Annotated in this window: 24 protein-coding genes; all 24 read left to right on the top strand. The window is 51.6% G+C overall.

Annotated elements, in window-relative coordinates; genetic code table 11:
• Window positions 1-223 precede the first annotated feature (223 nt).
• Window positions 224-418, top strand: coding sequence for a bacterioferritin-associated ferredoxin (bfd, locus tag AB6T85_RS23560; protein ID WP_125290986.1), 195 nt, complete (start codon window positions 224-226; stop codon window positions 416-418).
• Window positions 419-501: 83 nt separating this feature from the next.
• Window positions 502-975: a bacterioferritin gene (gene bfr, locus AB6T85_RS23555; RefSeq protein ID WP_125290985.1), complete on the top strand. Its 474-nt coding sequence runs from the start codon at window positions 502-504 to the stop codon at window positions 973-975.
• Window positions 976-1304: 329 nt separating this feature from the next.
• Window positions 1305-1616 (top strand): 30S ribosomal protein S10, encoded by a 312-nt coding sequence (rpsJ, locus tag AB6T85_RS23550; RefSeq protein ID WP_001181005.1) that lies wholly within the window; start codon window positions 1305-1307, stop codon window positions 1614-1616.
• A 32-nt stretch (window positions 1617-1648) separates the two neighbouring features.
• Window positions 1649-2278 carry a 50S ribosomal protein L3 gene (rplC, locus tag AB6T85_RS23545; RefSeq protein WP_301253465.1) on the top strand — a complete coding sequence of 210 codons (630 nt, stop codon included), beginning with the start codon at window positions 1649-1651 and terminating at the stop codon, window positions 2276-2278.
• Between the two features lie 10 nt (window positions 2279-2288).
• Window positions 2289-2894 carry a 50S ribosomal protein L4 gene (gene rplD, locus AB6T85_RS23540; RefSeq protein WP_125290983.1) on the top strand — a complete coding sequence of 202 codons (606 nt, stop codon included), beginning with the start codon at window positions 2289-2291 and terminating at the stop codon, window positions 2892-2894.
• The gene (rplW, locus tag AB6T85_RS23535) at window positions 2891-3193 is read left to right on the top strand and encodes a 50S ribosomal protein L23 (protein ID WP_125290982.1); all 303 of its coding nucleotides are present in this window, start codon (window positions 2891-2893) and stop codon (window positions 3191-3193) included. The genes rplD and rplW overlap by 4 nt, the downstream gene beginning before the upstream one ends.
• Window positions 3194-3210: 17 nt before the next feature.
• Window positions 3211-4032, top strand: a complete 822-nt coding sequence (rplB, locus tag AB6T85_RS23530; protein ID WP_125290981.1) for a 50S ribosomal protein L2 — start codon at window positions 3211-3213, stop codon at window positions 4030-4032.
• A 16-nt stretch (window positions 4033-4048) separates the two neighbouring features.
• Window positions 4049-4327, top strand: a complete 279-nt coding sequence (gene rpsS, locus AB6T85_RS23525; RefSeq protein ID WP_013204132.1) for a 30S ribosomal protein S19 — start codon at window positions 4049-4051, stop codon at window positions 4325-4327.
• Window positions 4328-4339: 12 nt separating this feature from the next.
• Window positions 4340-4672: a 50S ribosomal protein L22 gene (gene rplV / locus AB6T85_RS23520; RefSeq protein WP_000447532.1), complete on the top strand. Its 333-nt coding sequence runs from the start codon at window positions 4340-4342 to the stop codon at window positions 4670-4672.
• 17 nt (window positions 4673-4689) lie between these two features.
• A complete protein-coding gene (rpsC, locus tag AB6T85_RS23515; protein ID WP_002919766.1) occupies window positions 4690-5388 on the top strand; it encodes a 30S ribosomal protein S3 in 699 nt (232 codons plus the stop codon).
• Window positions 5389-5400: 12 nt separating this feature from the next.
• The gene (gene rplP / locus AB6T85_RS23510) at window positions 5401-5811 is read left to right on the top strand and encodes a 50S ribosomal protein L16 (protein WP_002438716.1); all 411 of its coding nucleotides are present in this window, start codon (window positions 5401-5403) and stop codon (window positions 5809-5811) included.
• On the top strand, window positions 5811-6002 hold the full coding sequence (gene rpmC, locus AB6T85_RS23505) for a 50S ribosomal protein L29 (RefSeq protein WP_024966580.1): 192 nt from the start codon (window positions 5811-5813) through the stop codon (window positions 6000-6002). Before rplP ends, rpmC begins: the two co-directional genes overlap by 1 nt.
• A complete protein-coding gene (gene rpsQ / locus AB6T85_RS23500; protein ID WP_024966581.1) occupies window positions 6002-6256 on the top strand; it encodes a 30S ribosomal protein S17 in 255 nt (84 codons plus the stop codon). Before rpmC ends, rpsQ begins: the two co-directional genes overlap by 1 nt.
• A gap of 245 nt (window positions 6257-6501) precedes the next feature.
• Complete coding sequence (locus AB6T85_RS23495) at window positions 6502-7977, top strand: 8-oxoguanine deaminase (protein WP_301730888.1); 1476 nt, start codon at window positions 6502-6504, stop codon at window positions 7975-7977.
• Between the two features lie 305 nt (window positions 7978-8282).
• The gene (gene rplN / locus AB6T85_RS23490; protein ID WP_002919748.1) at window positions 8283-8654 is read left to right on the top strand and encodes a 50S ribosomal protein L14; all 372 of its coding nucleotides are present in this window, start codon (window positions 8283-8285) and stop codon (window positions 8652-8654) included.
• A 10-nt stretch (window positions 8655-8664) separates the two neighbouring features.
• On the top strand, window positions 8665-8979 hold the full coding sequence (gene rplX, locus AB6T85_RS23485; RefSeq protein WP_020322770.1) for a 50S ribosomal protein L24: 315 nt from the start codon (window positions 8665-8667) through the stop codon (window positions 8977-8979).
• A 14-nt stretch (window positions 8980-8993) separates the two neighbouring features.
• A complete protein-coding gene (gene rplE, locus AB6T85_RS23480) occupies window positions 8994-9533 on the top strand; it encodes a 50S ribosomal protein L5 (RefSeq protein ID WP_024966584.1) in 540 nt (179 codons plus the stop codon).
• A gap of 14 nt (window positions 9534-9547) precedes the next feature.
• The gene (rpsN, locus tag AB6T85_RS23475; RefSeq protein WP_052902737.1) at window positions 9548-9853 is read left to right on the top strand and encodes a 30S ribosomal protein S14; all 306 of its coding nucleotides are present in this window, start codon (window positions 9548-9550) and stop codon (window positions 9851-9853) included.
• 30 nt (window positions 9854-9883) lie between these two features.
• Window positions 9884-10276 carry a 30S ribosomal protein S8 gene (gene rpsH, locus AB6T85_RS23470; protein WP_052902739.1) on the top strand — a complete coding sequence of 131 codons (393 nt, stop codon included), beginning with the start codon at window positions 9884-9886 and terminating at the stop codon, window positions 10274-10276.
• An 11-nt stretch (window positions 10277-10287) separates the two neighbouring features.
• The gene (rplF, locus tag AB6T85_RS23465) at window positions 10288-10821 is read left to right on the top strand and encodes a 50S ribosomal protein L6 (protein WP_253457742.1); all 534 of its coding nucleotides are present in this window, start codon (window positions 10288-10290) and stop codon (window positions 10819-10821) included.
• Window positions 10822-10830: 9 nt separating this feature from the next.
• Window positions 10831-11184: a 50S ribosomal protein L18 gene (rplR, locus tag AB6T85_RS23460; protein WP_004160572.1), complete on the top strand. Its 354-nt coding sequence runs from the start codon at window positions 10831-10833 to the stop codon at window positions 11182-11184.
• A 14-nt stretch (window positions 11185-11198) separates the two neighbouring features.
• Window positions 11199-11699 carry a 30S ribosomal protein S5 gene (gene rpsE / locus AB6T85_RS23455; protein WP_004160571.1) on the top strand — a complete coding sequence of 167 codons (501 nt, stop codon included), beginning with the start codon at window positions 11199-11201 and terminating at the stop codon, window positions 11697-11699.
• Between the two features lie 5 nt (window positions 11700-11704).
• Complete coding sequence (gene rpmD, locus AB6T85_RS23450) at window positions 11705-11884, top strand: 50S ribosomal protein L30 (RefSeq protein ID WP_004160569.1); 180 nt, start codon at window positions 11705-11707, stop codon at window positions 11882-11884.
• Window positions 11885-11887: 3 nt separating this feature from the next.
• A complete protein-coding gene (gene rplO, locus AB6T85_RS23445; protein WP_125290979.1) occupies window positions 11888-12322 on the top strand; it encodes a 50S ribosomal protein L15 in 435 nt (144 codons plus the stop codon).
• Window positions 12323-12326: the final 4 nt, after the last annotated feature.

The raw sequence follows: 12326 nt of genomic DNA, 5'->3' as shown, positions 1-12326 counted from the left end.
TGAAGGCGGCCGTACCGTTGGCGCGGGCGTTGTTGCTAAAGTTATCGCTTAATTGTAGATAACGGCAGAGTTCGCTCTGCTTGCTGATAAAAAGAGCACTTCGGTGCTCTTTTTTTATGGGCGCTATTCAGAAAGCGCAGGGTCAGAAAGGAAACCGCGTTCAGGTTGAAATAAAAACGATTCTCATTTACAATTTGATCGTTATTTGTACCGGAATAAAATTATGTACGTCTGCCTGTGTAACGCCATCAGCGACAAAACCCTTCGTGAAGTGGTTCGCCGCTACCAGCCCAAATCTATCCAGCAGCTGCGCAAGCTCCTCCCTGTGGGCAAGCAGTGCGGCAAATGCCTGCGCCTGGCGCACGACATCATGAATGAAGAGCTGCCGAACGCGCCGCTGTATAAAGAGATTGCCTGATAATCCCCTGCAATTTGTCATGCTTTTTTGACTTCCCGGATTGTGCATCTACGATCTGAATAACCGGAAGCGGAGGAAGCAAGATGAAGGGCGATGCCAAAATCATAAGTCATTTAAACAAACTGCTTGGAAATGAGCTGGTTGCCATCAACCAGTACTTTTTGCACGCGCGGATGTTCAAAAACTGGGGACTGATGCGCCTTAACGATATTGAGTATCACGAGTCGATCGACGAGATGAAACATGCGGATAAATATATAGAGCGCATTCTTTTTCTCGAAGGCCTGCCTAACCTGCAGGATTTGGGGCGGTTACGCATTGGCGAAGACGTTGAGGAGATACTGCGTTCAGATTTGGCGCTGGAACTGGAAGGGGCCAGAGATCTGCGCGAGGCTATCTCTTATGCCGACAAGGTTCACGACTACGTCAGCCGCGATATGATGATCGTCATTCTGGAAGATGAAGAGCACCATATCGACTTTCTGGAAACCGAGCTGGAGCTGATCGCGAAAATCGGTGTGCAGAACTATCTCCAGTCACAAATAAAAGTGGAATAGCAGGGCCCATGTTGCTGAATAAATATACGCCGCCGAAACAGTAACTTCGGCGGCATTTTTGTCTCTGCCGTCCTCTTATCCCTCTTTCATTATCCCCTTCATGCAGCGATGACGGCAAGAAACACCTTGCAAAGCCCGCCCACGTACGTATAATGCGCGGGCCTGTCAGAAATGACGGCCCGGTTCAATCTGAACCGCAGGCGAGCAATTAGCTCCCTGACAATACTCCCAATCGGGGAGTTATGTGCAGACGATTACACTCCCCCATCAATCGTAATGGGTGTGAGTAGTAATTTTTTTCGTTTATAAATAATTGGAGCTCTGGTCTCATGCAGAACCAAAGAATCCGTATCCGTCTTAAAGCGTTTGATCATCGTCTGATCGATCAATCGACCGCAGAAATCGTTGAGACTGCCAAGCGCACTGGTGCGCAGGTTCGTGGTCCAATTCCTCTGCCGACCCGCAAAGAGCGCTTTACCGTTCTGATCTCCCCGCACGTCAACAAAGATGCGCGCGATCAGTATGAAATTCGCACTCACAAGCGTCTGGTTGACATCGTTGAGCCAACTGAAAAAACGGTTGATGCTCTGATGCGTCTGGATCTGGCTGCAGGTGTTGACGTGCAGATCAGCCTGGGTTAATCAGGTCATTGAGCGATTGAGAGGTTGAAACAATGATTGGTTTAGTCGGTAAAAAAGTGGGCATGACCCGCGTCTTCACTGAAGACGGCGTATCTATCCCAGTAACCGTGATCGAAATTGAAGCAAACCGCGTGACTCAGGTTAAGAACCTGGAAAACGACGGCTACACTGCTATCCAGGTAACTGCCGGTGCTAAAAAAGCAAACCGCGTCACCAAGCCTGAAGCAGGCCATTTTGCTAAAGCTGGCGTAGAAGCTGGCCGTGGTCTTTGGGAATTCCGTACCGCTGAAGGCGACGAGTTCACCGTAGGCCAGAGCATTAACGTTGATATTTTCGCTGACGTGAAAAAAGTTGACGTGACTGGCACATCTAAAGGTAAAGGTTTTGCCGGTACTGTTAAGCGCTGGAACTTCCGTACTCAGGATGCTACTCACGGTAACTCCTTGTCTCACCGCGTTCCGGGTTCTATCGGTCAGAACCAGACTCCGGGCAAAGTGTTCAAAGGCAAGAAAATGGCAGGCCAGCTGGGTAATGAGCGCGTAACCGTTCAGAGCCTGGACGTAGTACGTGTTGACGCTGAGCGCAACCTGCTGCTGGTTAAAGGTGCAGTTCCCGGTGCAACCGGTAGCGACCTGATTGTTAAACCAGCTGTGAAGGCGTAAGGGGATAGCAATGGAATTAGTATTGAAAGACGCGCAAAGCGCGCTGACTGTTTCCGAAACTACCTTCGGTCGTGATTTCAACGAAGCGCTGGTACATCAGGTTGTTGTTGCTTATGCAGCAGGTGCCCGTCAAGGTACCCGTGCTCAGAAGACCCGTGCTGAAGTAACTGGTTCCGGCAAAAAGCCGTGGCGCCAGAAAGGTACCGGCCGTGCGCGTGCAGGTTCTGCAAAGAGCCCAATCTGGCGTTCCGGTGGCGTGACCTTCGCTGCGAAGCCGCAGGACCACAGTCAAAAAGTTAACAAAAAGATGTACCGCGGCGCGCTGAAAAGCATCCTGTCCGAGCTGGTACGTCAAGATCGTCTGATCGTTGTCGAGCAGTTCTCTCTGGAAGCGCCTAAAACTAAGCTGCTGGTAGAGAAACTGAAAGACATGGCGCTGGAAGACGTGCTGATCATCACTGGCGAACTGGAAGAGAACCTGTTCCTGGCCGCTCGCAACCTGTACAAGGTTGACGTACGTGATGCAGCGGGTATCGACCCAGTTAGCCTGATCGCCTTCGACAAAGTCGTTATGACTGCTGATGCAGTTAAGCAAGTTGAGGAGATGCTGGCATGATCCGTGAAGAACGTCTGCTGAAAGTACTGCGCTCGCCGCACGTATCTGAAAAAGCGTCTGCTGCGATGGAAAAAACCAACACCATCGTTCTCAAAGTTGCTAAAGACGCGACCAAAGCAGAAATCAAAGCCGCTGTACAGAAGCTTTTCGAAGTGGAAGTGAAGGAAGTTAACACCCTGGTCATGAAAGGGAAAGTTAAGCGTTCCGGACAGCGTATTGGCCGTCGTAACGACTGGAAAAAAGCTTACGTCACCCTGAAAGAAGGCCAGAATCTGGACTTCGTCGGCGGCGCTGAGTAAGTCGGAGGAGAAGAACAATGGCAGTTGTTAAATGTAAACCGACATCTCCGGGTCGTCGCCACGTAGTTAAAGTGGTAAACGCGGAGCTGCACAAGGGCAAACCATTTGCCCCGCTGGTAGAAAAAAACAGCAAATCCGGTGGCCGTAACAACAATGGTCGCATCACTACCCGTCATATCGGTGGTGGTCACAAGCAGGCTTACCGTATTGTTGACTTCAAACGCAACAAAGATGGTATCCCGGCTACCGTTGAACGTCTTGAGTACGATCCGAACCGCTCCGCGAACATCGCGCTGGTTCTGTACAAAGACGGCGAGCGCCGTTACATCCTGGCCCCTAAAGGCCTGAAAGCTGGCGACCAGATTCAGTCTGGCGTTGATGCGGCGATTAAAGCGGGTAACACCCTGCCGATGCGCAACATCCCAGTGGGTTCCACCGTACACAACGTAGAAATGAAACCAGGCAAAGGCGGTCAGATTGCCCGTTCAGCCGGTGCTTACGTGCAGATCGTTGCGCGTGAAGGTTCCTACGTTACCCTGCGTCTGCGTTCTGGTGAAATGCGTAAAGTCGAATCCGACTGCCGCGCGACCCTGGGCGAAGTCGGCAACGCTGAGCACATGCTTCGCGTTCTGGGTAAAGCCGGTGCAGCTCGTTGGCGTGGTGTTCGTCCTACCGTTCGCGGTACTGCGATGAACCCAGTCGATCACCCGCACGGTGGTGGTGAAGGTCGTAACTTTGGTAAGCACCCTGTTTCACCTTGGGGCCTGCAGACTAAAGGTAAGAAGACCCGTAGCAACAAGCGTACTGATAAATTTATCGTACGTCGCCGTAGCAAATAATTTTAGAGGATAAGCCATGCCACGTTCTCTCAAGAAAGGTCCTTTTATTGACCTGCACTTGCTGAAGAAGGTAGAGAAAGCGGTGGAAAGCGGAGACAAGAAGCCTTTGCGCACCTGGTCCCGTCGTTCAACGATCTTCCCTAACATGATCGGTTTGACCATCGCTGTCCATAATGGTCGTCAGCACGTTCCTGTCTTTGTTTCCGACGAAATGGTCGGTCACAAACTGGGTGAATTTGCACCGACTCGTACTTATCGCGGTCACACTGCTGATAAGAAAGCCAAGAAACGCTAACAGGAGGAAGAGATGGAAACTATCGCTAAACATCGCCACGCTCGTTCTTCTGCTCAGAAGGTTCGCCTGGTAGCAGATCTTGTCCGCGGTAAGAAAGTGTCGCAGGCTCTGGACATTTTGACCTACACCAATAAGAAAGCGGCTGTACTGGTCAAGAAAGTTCTGGAATCTGCCATTGCTAACGCCGAACACAACGATGGCGCTGACATTGATGATCTGAAAGTCACGAAGATCTTCGTAGACGAAGGCCCAAGCATGAAGCGCATTATGCCGCGTGCAAAAGGTCGTGCAGATCGCATCCTGAAGCGCACCAGCCACATTACTGTGGTTGTGTCCGATCGCTGAGACTCTGGAGACTAGCAATGGGTCAGAAAGTACATCCTAATGGTATTCGCCTGGGTATTGTTAAACCCTGGAACTCTACCTGGTTCGCAAATACCAAAGAATTCGCTGACAACCTGGACAGCGACTTTAAAGTACGTCAGTTCCTGACTAAAGAACTGGCTAAGGCGTCCGTTTCTCGTATCGTTATCGAGCGTCCGGCTAAGAGCATCCGTGTGACCATTCACACCGCTCGTCCTGGCATCGTGATCGGTAAGAAAGGCGAAGACGTAGAAAAACTGCGCAAGGTCGTAGCGGATATCGCTGGCGTTCCTGCACAGATCAATATCGCCGAAGTCCGTAAACCGGAACTGGACGCTAAACTGGTTGCTGACAGCATCACTTCACAGCTGGAGCGTCGCGTGATGTTCCGTCGTGCGATGAAGCGTGCTGTACAGAACGCAATGCGTCTGGGCGCTAAAGGGATCAAAGTTGAAGTTAGTGGCCGTCTGGGCGGTGCTGAAATCGCGCGTACCGAATGGTACCGTGAAGGCCGCGTGCCGTTGCACACCCTGCGTGCTGACATTGACTACAACACCTCTGAAGCGCACACCACTTACGGTGTAATCGGCGTTAAGGTATGGATCTTCAAAGGCGAGATCCTGGGTGGTATGGCTGCTGTTGAACAACCGGAACCGGCTGCTCAACCTAAAAAGCAGCAGCGTAAAGGCCGTAAGTAAGGAGAGTCGCTGATGTTACAACCAAAGCGTACAAAATTCCGTAAAGTGCACAAAGGCCGCAACCGTGGTCTGGCGCAGGGTACGGATGTTAGCTTCGGTACTTTCGGTCTGAAAGCTGTTGGCCGTGGTCGTCTGACTGCTCGTCAGATCGAAGCAGCACGTCGTGCTATGACCCGTGCAGTTAAGCGTCAAGGTAAAATTTGGATCCGTGTATTCCCGGACAAACCAATTACCGAGAAGCCGCTGGAAGTGCGTATGGGTAAAGGTAAGGGTAACGTTGAGTATTGGGTTGCCCTGATCCAGCCTGGTAAAGTCCTGTATGAAATGGACGGTGTTCCGGAAGAGCTGGCCCGTGAAGCATTCAAGCTGGCAGCAGCAAAACTGCCTATCAAAACCACCTTTGTAACTAAGACGGTGATGTAATGAAAGCAACTGAGCTGCGTGAGAAAAGCGTTGAAGAGCTGAACACTGAGCTGCTTAACCTGCTGCGTGAGCAGTTTAACCTGCGCATGCAGGCAGCATCTGGCCAACTGCAACAGACTCATCTGTTGAAAAATGTTCGCCGTGATGTTGCACGCGTTAAGACTTTACTGACTGAGAAGGCGGGTGCGTAATGACCGATAAAATCCGTACTCTGCAAGGTCGTGTGACTAGCGACAAAATGGAGAAATCCATTGTTGTAGCTATCGAACGTTTCGTGAAACACCCTATCTACGGTAAGTTCATTAAGCGTACGACTAAACTGCACGTACATGACGAGAACAATGAATGTGGTATCGGCGACAAGGTTGAAATCCGTGAATGCCGTCCACTGTCCAAGACTAAGTCCTGGACCCTGGTTCGCGTTGTAGAGAAAGCGGTTCTGTAAGAACTTCTTCTCTCTGAAAAACCCCCGCTTGCGGGGGTTTTTTCTTTTCTGCTCTCCCGCTTTTCCCTCTGCAAAACCCTCATCAATGAATGCTCGCCGATTGCGGCAGCCGCCCGATGATCCCGATCACGTTTAATCTTTCCATAATGCTTAAGATAAGCTTATCGTTCGGCGCTGCCGGGCGGACTTGCGCAGGGCGCGTGGGTAGTCAGCCCTGGATCGGGAATACGACATGGAAAGTAATTATGCACAATCAACCAGACCAGACCCGTCGGCTGCTGCTGACTCTACCGCTGCTTGCCGCTTCCTCTAAACTTTTTGCCGTCTCGCCCTCTGCGGCCCCGGCTAAAGAGCATCATCCCGTAAAACCTGACCGGACGCTGCTGCTGAAAAACGCCGATATGATTGCCACTATGGATCACGAAAGGCGAGAGATCCGTCACGGCAGCATATTGATAAAAGGCAATGTTATTACGGCGGTCGGCAAAGCCGAAGAGCTACCGCAGCAGGCAGATGAGGTCATCGATCTGAAGGGACACATTGCCATTCCCGGGCTGATCAATACCCATCACCATATGTACCAGAGCCTGACACGGGTCATTCCTCCCGCCCAGGATGGCGAGCTGTTTAAATGGATCAGCAACCTTTATCCCATCTGGCAGAAAATGACGCCGGAGATGATCCGCGTTTCGACCATGATGTCGATGGCCGAGCTGATCCTGTCCGGCTGCACCACGACCAGCGATCATCTTTACCTTTATCCTGGTGGCTGTAAATTAGATGACAGTATTGACGCCGCCGCCCGGATGGGAATGCGTTTTCATGCCAGTCGCGGCAGCATGAGCCTGGGGCAGAGCAGGGGAGGACTGCCGCCGGATTCCCTGGTGGAAGACGAAGCGGCAATTTTGACCGACACCCAGCGGGTCATTGAGCGTTATCACGACGCCCGACGCGGCTCGATGCTGCGGATCGTAGTGGCGCCTTGCTCGCCTTTTTCCGTCACTCAGGATTTAATGAGGGAGTCGGCCAGCCTGGCGCGCAGCTATAAAGTGTCTCTGCACACTCATCTGGCGGAAAACGATAACGATGTTCGCTATAGCCAGGAAAAATTCAACCGTACGCCGGCGCAGTATGTTGAAGAGCTGGGCTGGGTCGGGCATGACGTGTGGCATGCCCACTGCGTGAAGCTGGACGATTACGGCATTAACCTTTTTGCCCGCACCGGCACGGGCATTGCACACTGCCCCTGTTCCAATATGCGGCTGGCCTCCGGTATCGCACCAGTAAGAACCATGCTCAATGCCGGCGTGAATGTGGGATTGGGCGTGGATGGTTCGGCGTCAAATGACACGGCGGATATGATAGCGGAAGTGCGTCAGGCGATGCTGTTGCAGCGGGTTGGCTTCGGCCCGGATGCGATGACGGCCAGGCAGGCGCTGGAACTGGCGACGCTTAACGGCGCAAAAGTGTTGAACCGTGACGATGTCGGCGCCATTGCGCCCGGTATGATGGCGGATATCGTCGCTTTCGATCTGAATCGTCCCGGCCTGGCAGGCGCCGGACACGATCCGCTGGCGGCGCTGGTCTTTTGCAATCCAGGAACGGTAGCTTACAGCGTGATTAATGGCAGAGTCGTGGTCGAGAAAGGGCAGATGACGGTGATGGATTTGGACAAAACCGTTGCGCAGCACAATGCGCTCGCCGCCACGCTTTATCCCTGAGCAGTGAAAATCGGCACAAAAGACGGTCAGAAAACCGTCTTTTTTACGAGCCGTTTCCAGAATTACGCCTTTAAACCCCCATCAAGCTGAAGAAGTGTGCAGATTACGATTGCTACCGGGTGAACAATTCCTTAGAATGTCGCGTTCCTCAATTTAGAGGATCAAATATCGACTCGATATGAGTCGTTTATTTTTTCTACCCATATGCGAGATGCGGTGTTATAATGCTGCGCCCTCAATAATGGGGCTTTTATACGACCTGAATCAGGTCCCGAAGTAGTAGTTGACATTAGCGGAGCACTAAAATGATCCAAGAACAGACTATGCTGAACGTCGCCGACAACTCCGGTGCACGTCGCGTAATGTGTATCAAGGTTCTGGGTGGCTCGCACCGTCGCTACGCAGGCGTAGGCGATATCATCAAAATTACCATCAAGGAAGCAATTCCTCGCGGTAAGGTTAAGAAAGGTGATGTGCTGAAGGCGGTAGTGGTGCGCACCAAGAAGGGTGTTCGTCGCCCGGACGGTTCTGTCATTCGCTTCGATGGTAATGCATGCGTTATTCTGAACAATAACAGCGAGCAGCCTATCGGAACGCGTATTTTTGGGCCGGTAACTCGTGAACTTCGTACTGAAAAGTTCATGAAAATTATCTCTCTGGCACCAGAAGTACTCTAAGGAGCGAAAAATGGCAGCTAAAATCCGTCGCGATGACGAAGTTATCGTGCTGACCGGCAAAGATAAAGGTAAGCGCGGTAAAGTTAAGAATGTCCTGTCTTCTGGCAAGGTCATTGTTGAAGGTATCAACCTGGTGAAGAAACATCAGAAGCCGGTTCCGGCTCTGAACCAACCAGGTGGCATCGTTGAAAAAGAAGCCGCTATTCAGGTTTCCAACGTTGCGCTTTACAACACTGCCACCGGCAAGGCTGACCGTGTAGGCTTTAGATTCGAAGACGGCAAAAAAGTCCGTTTCTTCAAGTCTAACAGCGAAACTATCAAGTAATTTGGAGTAGTACGATGGCGAAACTGCATGATTACTACAAAGACGAAGTAGTTAAGAAACTCATGACTGAGTTTAACTACAATTCTGTCATGCAAGTCCCTCGGGTCGAGAAGATCACCCTGAACATGGGTGTTGGTGAAGCGATCGCTGACAAGAAACTGCTGGATAACGCAGCAGCTGACCTGGCAGCAATCTCCGGTCAAAAACCGTTTATCACCAAAGCACGCAAATCTGTTGCAGGCTTCAAAATCCGTCAGGGCTATCCGATCGGCTGTAAAGTAACTCTGCGTGGCGAACGCATGTGGGAGTTCTTTGAGCGTCTGATCTCTATTGCTGTACCTCGTATCCGTGACTTCCGTGGCCTGTCCGCTAAGTCATTCGACGGTCGTGGTAACTACAGCATGGGCGTTCGTGAGCAGATCATCTTCCCAGAAATCGACTATGACAAAGTCGATCGCGTTCGTGGTTTGGATATTACCATTACCACTACTGCGAAATCTGACGATGAAGGCCGTGCTCTGCTGGCTGCCTTTGACTTCCCGTTCCGCAAGTAAGGTAGGGTTACTTCATGGCTAAGCAATCGATGAAGGCACGCGAAGTCGTTCGCGTAAAACTGGCTGATAAATACCGCGCTAAACGCGAGGAATTAAAAGCTATCATCTCTAGTGTGAACTCTTCCGACGAAGATCGTTGGAATGCGGTTCTCAAGCTGCAAACTCTGCCGCGTGATTCCAGCCCGTCCCGTCAGCGTAACCGCTGCCGCCAAACTGGCCGTCCACATGGTTATGTGGGCAAATTCGGGTTGAGCCGTATCAAGCTGCGTGAAGCCGCCATGCGCGGTGAAGTGCCTGGCTTGAAAAAGGCTAGCTGGTAATTACCAATTGAATCACGGGAGTAAAGACAGATGAGCATGCAAGATCCGATCGCGGATATGCTGACCCGTATCCGTAACGGTCAGGCCGCGAACAAAGTTGCGGTCACCATGCCTTCCTCCAAGCTGAAAGTGGCAATTGCCAACGTGCTGAAGGAAGAAGGATATATTGAAGAATTTAAAATCGAAGGCGACACCAAGCCAGAACTGGAACTGACTCTTAAGTATTTCCAGGGCAAGGCTGTGGTAGAAAGCATTCAGCGTGTAAGCCGTCCAGGTCTGCGTATCTACAAACGCAAAGACGAACTGCCAAAAGTAATGGCTGGACTGGGTATCGCTGTTGTTTCTACCTCTAAAGGTGTCATGACCGATCGTGCAGCGCGCCAGGCTGGTCTTGGTGGCGAAATTATCTGCTACGTAGCTTAACGGAGGAAAGAATGTCTCGTGTTGCTAAAGCACCTGTCGTCATTCCTGCCGGCGTAGAGGTAAAACTCGACGGTCAGGTTATTTCGATTAAAGGTAAAAACGGCGAGCTGACTCGTACTATCAACAATGCTGTAGAAGTTAAGCATGCTGACAACACTCTGACTTTCGCACCACGCGAAGGTTTTGCAGACGGTTGGGCACAGGCTGGTACTTCTCGCGCACTGCTGAACAGTATGGTTATCGGTGTTACCGAAGGCTTCACTAAGAAGCTGCAGCTGGTTGGTGTAGGTTATCGTGCGGCCGTGAAAGGCAACGCTGTGAGTCTGGCCCTGGGCTTTTCTCACCCTGTTGAACACGCGCTGCCAGCGGGAATCACTGCTGAATGCCCAACTCAAACTGAAATCGTGCTGAAAGGCGCTGATAAGCAGATGATTGGACAGGTTGCAGCCGATCTGCGCGCCTACCGTCGTCCTGAGCCTTATAAAGGCAAGGGTGTTCGTTACGCCGACGAAGTCGTGCGTACCAAAGAGGCTAAGAAGAAGTAAGGTAACACTATGGATAAGAAATCTGCTCGTATCCGTCGTGCGACCCGCGCACGCCGCAAGCTCAAAGAGCTGGGTGCAACTCGCCTGGTGGTACATCGTACCCCGCGTCATATTTACGCACAGGTAATTGCTCCAAACGGTTCTGAAGTTCTGGTTGCTGCTTCTACAGTAGAAAAAGCAATCAGTGAGCAACTGAAGTACACTGGAAACAAAGACGCCGCCGCCGCTGTTGGTAAAGCAGTTGCTGAGCGCGCAATCGAAAAAGGCATCACTGGTGTTTCTTTCGACCGCTCTGGTTTCCAATATCATGGTCGTGTCCAGGCACTGGCAGATGCTGCCCGTGAAGCTGGCCTACAGTTCTAAGGTAGAGGTGTAAGATGGCACACATCGAAAAACAAGCTGGCGAACTGCAGGAAAAGCTGATCGCGGTAAATCGCGTATCGAAAACCGTTAAAGGTGGTCGTATTTTCTCCTTCACTGCACTGACAGTGGTAGGCGACGGTAACGGTCGCATCGGTTTTGGTTACGGTAAAGCGCGTGAAGTTCCAGCAGCGATCCAGAAAGCGATGGAAAAAGCTCGTCGCAATATGATCAATGTCGCGCTGAACAACGGCACCCTGCAGCACCCTGTTAAAGGTGTGCACACAGGTTCTCGTGTGTTCATGCAGCCGGCTTCTGAAGGTACCGGTATCATTGCCGGCGGTGCAATGCGCGCCGTTCTGGAAGTCGCTGGGGTTCATAACGTTCTGGCTAAAGCCTACGGTTCCACTAACCCGATTAACGTGGTTCGTGCAACGCTGGATGGCCTGGCCAACATGAATTCCCCAGAAATGGTCGCTGCCAAGCGTGGCAAATCCGTTGAAGACATTCTGGGGTAATGACCATGGCTAAGACTATTAAAATTACTCAAACCCGCAGTTCGATCGGACGTTTGCCGAAACACAAGGCAACGCTGCTTGGCCTGGGTCTGCGTCGTATTAACCACACCGTAGAGCGTGAAGACACGCCAGCTGTACGCGGCATGGTTAACGCGATTTCCTACATGGTTAAAGTGGAGGAGTAACAGATGCGTTTAAATACTCTGTCTCCGGCCGACGGGTCTAAACACGCTTCCAAGCGTCTGGGTCGTGGTATCGGTTCTGGCCTCGGTAAAACCGGCGGTCGTGGTCACAAAGGTCAGAACTCTCGTTCTGGCGGTGGCGTACGTCGTGGGTTCGAAGGTGGCCAGATGCCTCTGTACCGTCGTCTGCCGAAATTCGGTTTCACCTCTCGCAAATCTATGGTTACGACAGAAGTTCGTCTGTCTGACCTGGCGAAAGTTGAAGGCGGGATCGTCGACCTGAACACGCTGAAAGCGGCCAACATTATCGGTATTCAGATCGAATTCGCTAAGGTTATCCTGTCTGGCGAAGTCTCTGCTCCGGTAACGGTTCGCGGTCTGCGTGTCACTAAAGGCGCTCGTGCTGCAATCGAAGCTGCTGGCGGTAAAATTGAGGAATAAGTAG

Origin of the sequence: Erwinia aeris (genome assembly GCF_041224955.1) — a bacterium.
Taxonomy (GTDB): Bacteria; Pseudomonadota; Gammaproteobacteria; order Enterobacterales; family Enterobacteriaceae; genus Erwinia; species Erwinia aeris.
This window is presented reverse-complemented; position numbering and strand designations above follow the sequence as displayed.

Excerpts from the sequence above, each read along its gene's own strand:
- rplV (WP_000447532.1), top strand. The coding sequence starts at position 4,340 with ATGGAAACTATCGCTAAACATCGCCACGCTCGTTCTTCTGCTCAGAAG.
- rplD (WP_125290983.1), top strand. The coding sequence starts at position 2,289 with ATGGAATTAGTATTGAAAGACGCGCAAAGCGCGCTGACTGTTTCCGAA.
- rplF (WP_253457742.1), top strand. The coding sequence starts at position 10,288 with ATGTCTCGTGTTGCTAAAGCACCTGTCGTCATTCCTGCCGGCGTAGAG.
- bfd (WP_125290986.1), top strand. The coding sequence starts at position 224 with ATGTACGTCTGCCTGTGTAACGCCATCAGCGACAAAACCCTTCGTGAA.
- rplO (WP_125290979.1), top strand. The coding sequence starts at position 11,888 with ATGCGTTTAAATACTCTGTCTCCGGCCGACGGGTCTAAACACGCTTCC.
- rpsN (WP_052902737.1), top strand. The coding sequence starts at position 9,548 with ATGGCTAAGCAATCGATGAAGGCACGCGAAGTCGTTCGCGTAAAACTG.
- rpmD (WP_004160569.1), top strand. The coding sequence starts at position 11,705 with ATGGCTAAGACTATTAAAATTACTCAAACCCGCAGTTCGATCGGACGT.
- rplP (WP_002438716.1), top strand. The coding sequence starts at position 5,401 with ATGTTACAACCAAAGCGTACAAAATTCCGTAAAGTGCACAAAGGCCGC.
- rplW (WP_125290982.1), top strand. The coding sequence starts at position 2,891 with ATGATCCGTGAAGAACGTCTGCTGAAAGTACTGCGCTCGCCGCACGTA.
- rpsC (WP_002919766.1), top strand. The coding sequence starts at position 4,690 with ATGGGTCAGAAAGTACATCCTAATGGTATTCGCCTGGGTATTGTTAAA.
- rplC (WP_301253465.1), top strand. The coding sequence starts at position 1,649 with ATGATTGGTTTAGTCGGTAAAAAAGTGGGCATGACCCGCGTCTTCACT.
- rplN (WP_002919748.1), top strand. The coding sequence starts at position 8,283 with ATGATCCAAGAACAGACTATGCTGAACGTCGCCGACAACTCCGGTGCA.
- rplB (WP_125290981.1), top strand. The coding sequence starts at position 3,211 with ATGGCAGTTGTTAAATGTAAACCGACATCTCCGGGTCGTCGCCACGTA.
- rpsS (WP_013204132.1), top strand. The coding sequence starts at position 4,049 with ATGCCACGTTCTCTCAAGAAAGGTCCTTTTATTGACCTGCACTTGCTG.
- rpmC (WP_024966580.1), top strand. The coding sequence starts at position 5,811 with ATGAAAGCAACTGAGCTGCGTGAGAAAAGCGTTGAAGAGCTGAACACT.
- rpsQ (WP_024966581.1), top strand. The coding sequence starts at position 6,002 with ATGACCGATAAAATCCGTACTCTGCAAGGTCGTGTGACTAGCGACAAA.
- bfr (WP_125290985.1), top strand. The coding sequence starts at position 502 with ATGAAGGGCGATGCCAAAATCATAAGTCATTTAAACAAACTGCTTGGA.
- rpsJ (WP_001181005.1), top strand. The coding sequence starts at position 1,305 with ATGCAGAACCAAAGAATCCGTATCCGTCTTAAAGCGTTTGATCATCGT.
- rpsH (WP_052902739.1), top strand. The coding sequence starts at position 9,884 with ATGAGCATGCAAGATCCGATCGCGGATATGCTGACCCGTATCCGTAAC.
- rplR (WP_004160572.1), top strand. The coding sequence starts at position 10,831 with ATGGATAAGAAATCTGCTCGTATCCGTCGTGCGACCCGCGCACGCCGC.
- AB6T85_RS23495 (WP_301730888.1), top strand. The coding sequence starts at position 6,502 with ATGCACAATCAACCAGACCAGACCCGTCGGCTGCTGCTGACTCTACCG.
- rplX (WP_020322770.1), top strand. The coding sequence starts at position 8,665 with ATGGCAGCTAAAATCCGTCGCGATGACGAAGTTATCGTGCTGACCGGC.
- rplE (WP_024966584.1), top strand. The coding sequence starts at position 8,994 with ATGGCGAAACTGCATGATTACTACAAAGACGAAGTAGTTAAGAAACTC.
- rpsE (WP_004160571.1), top strand. The coding sequence starts at position 11,199 with ATGGCACACATCGAAAAACAAGCTGGCGAACTGCAGGAAAAGCTGATC.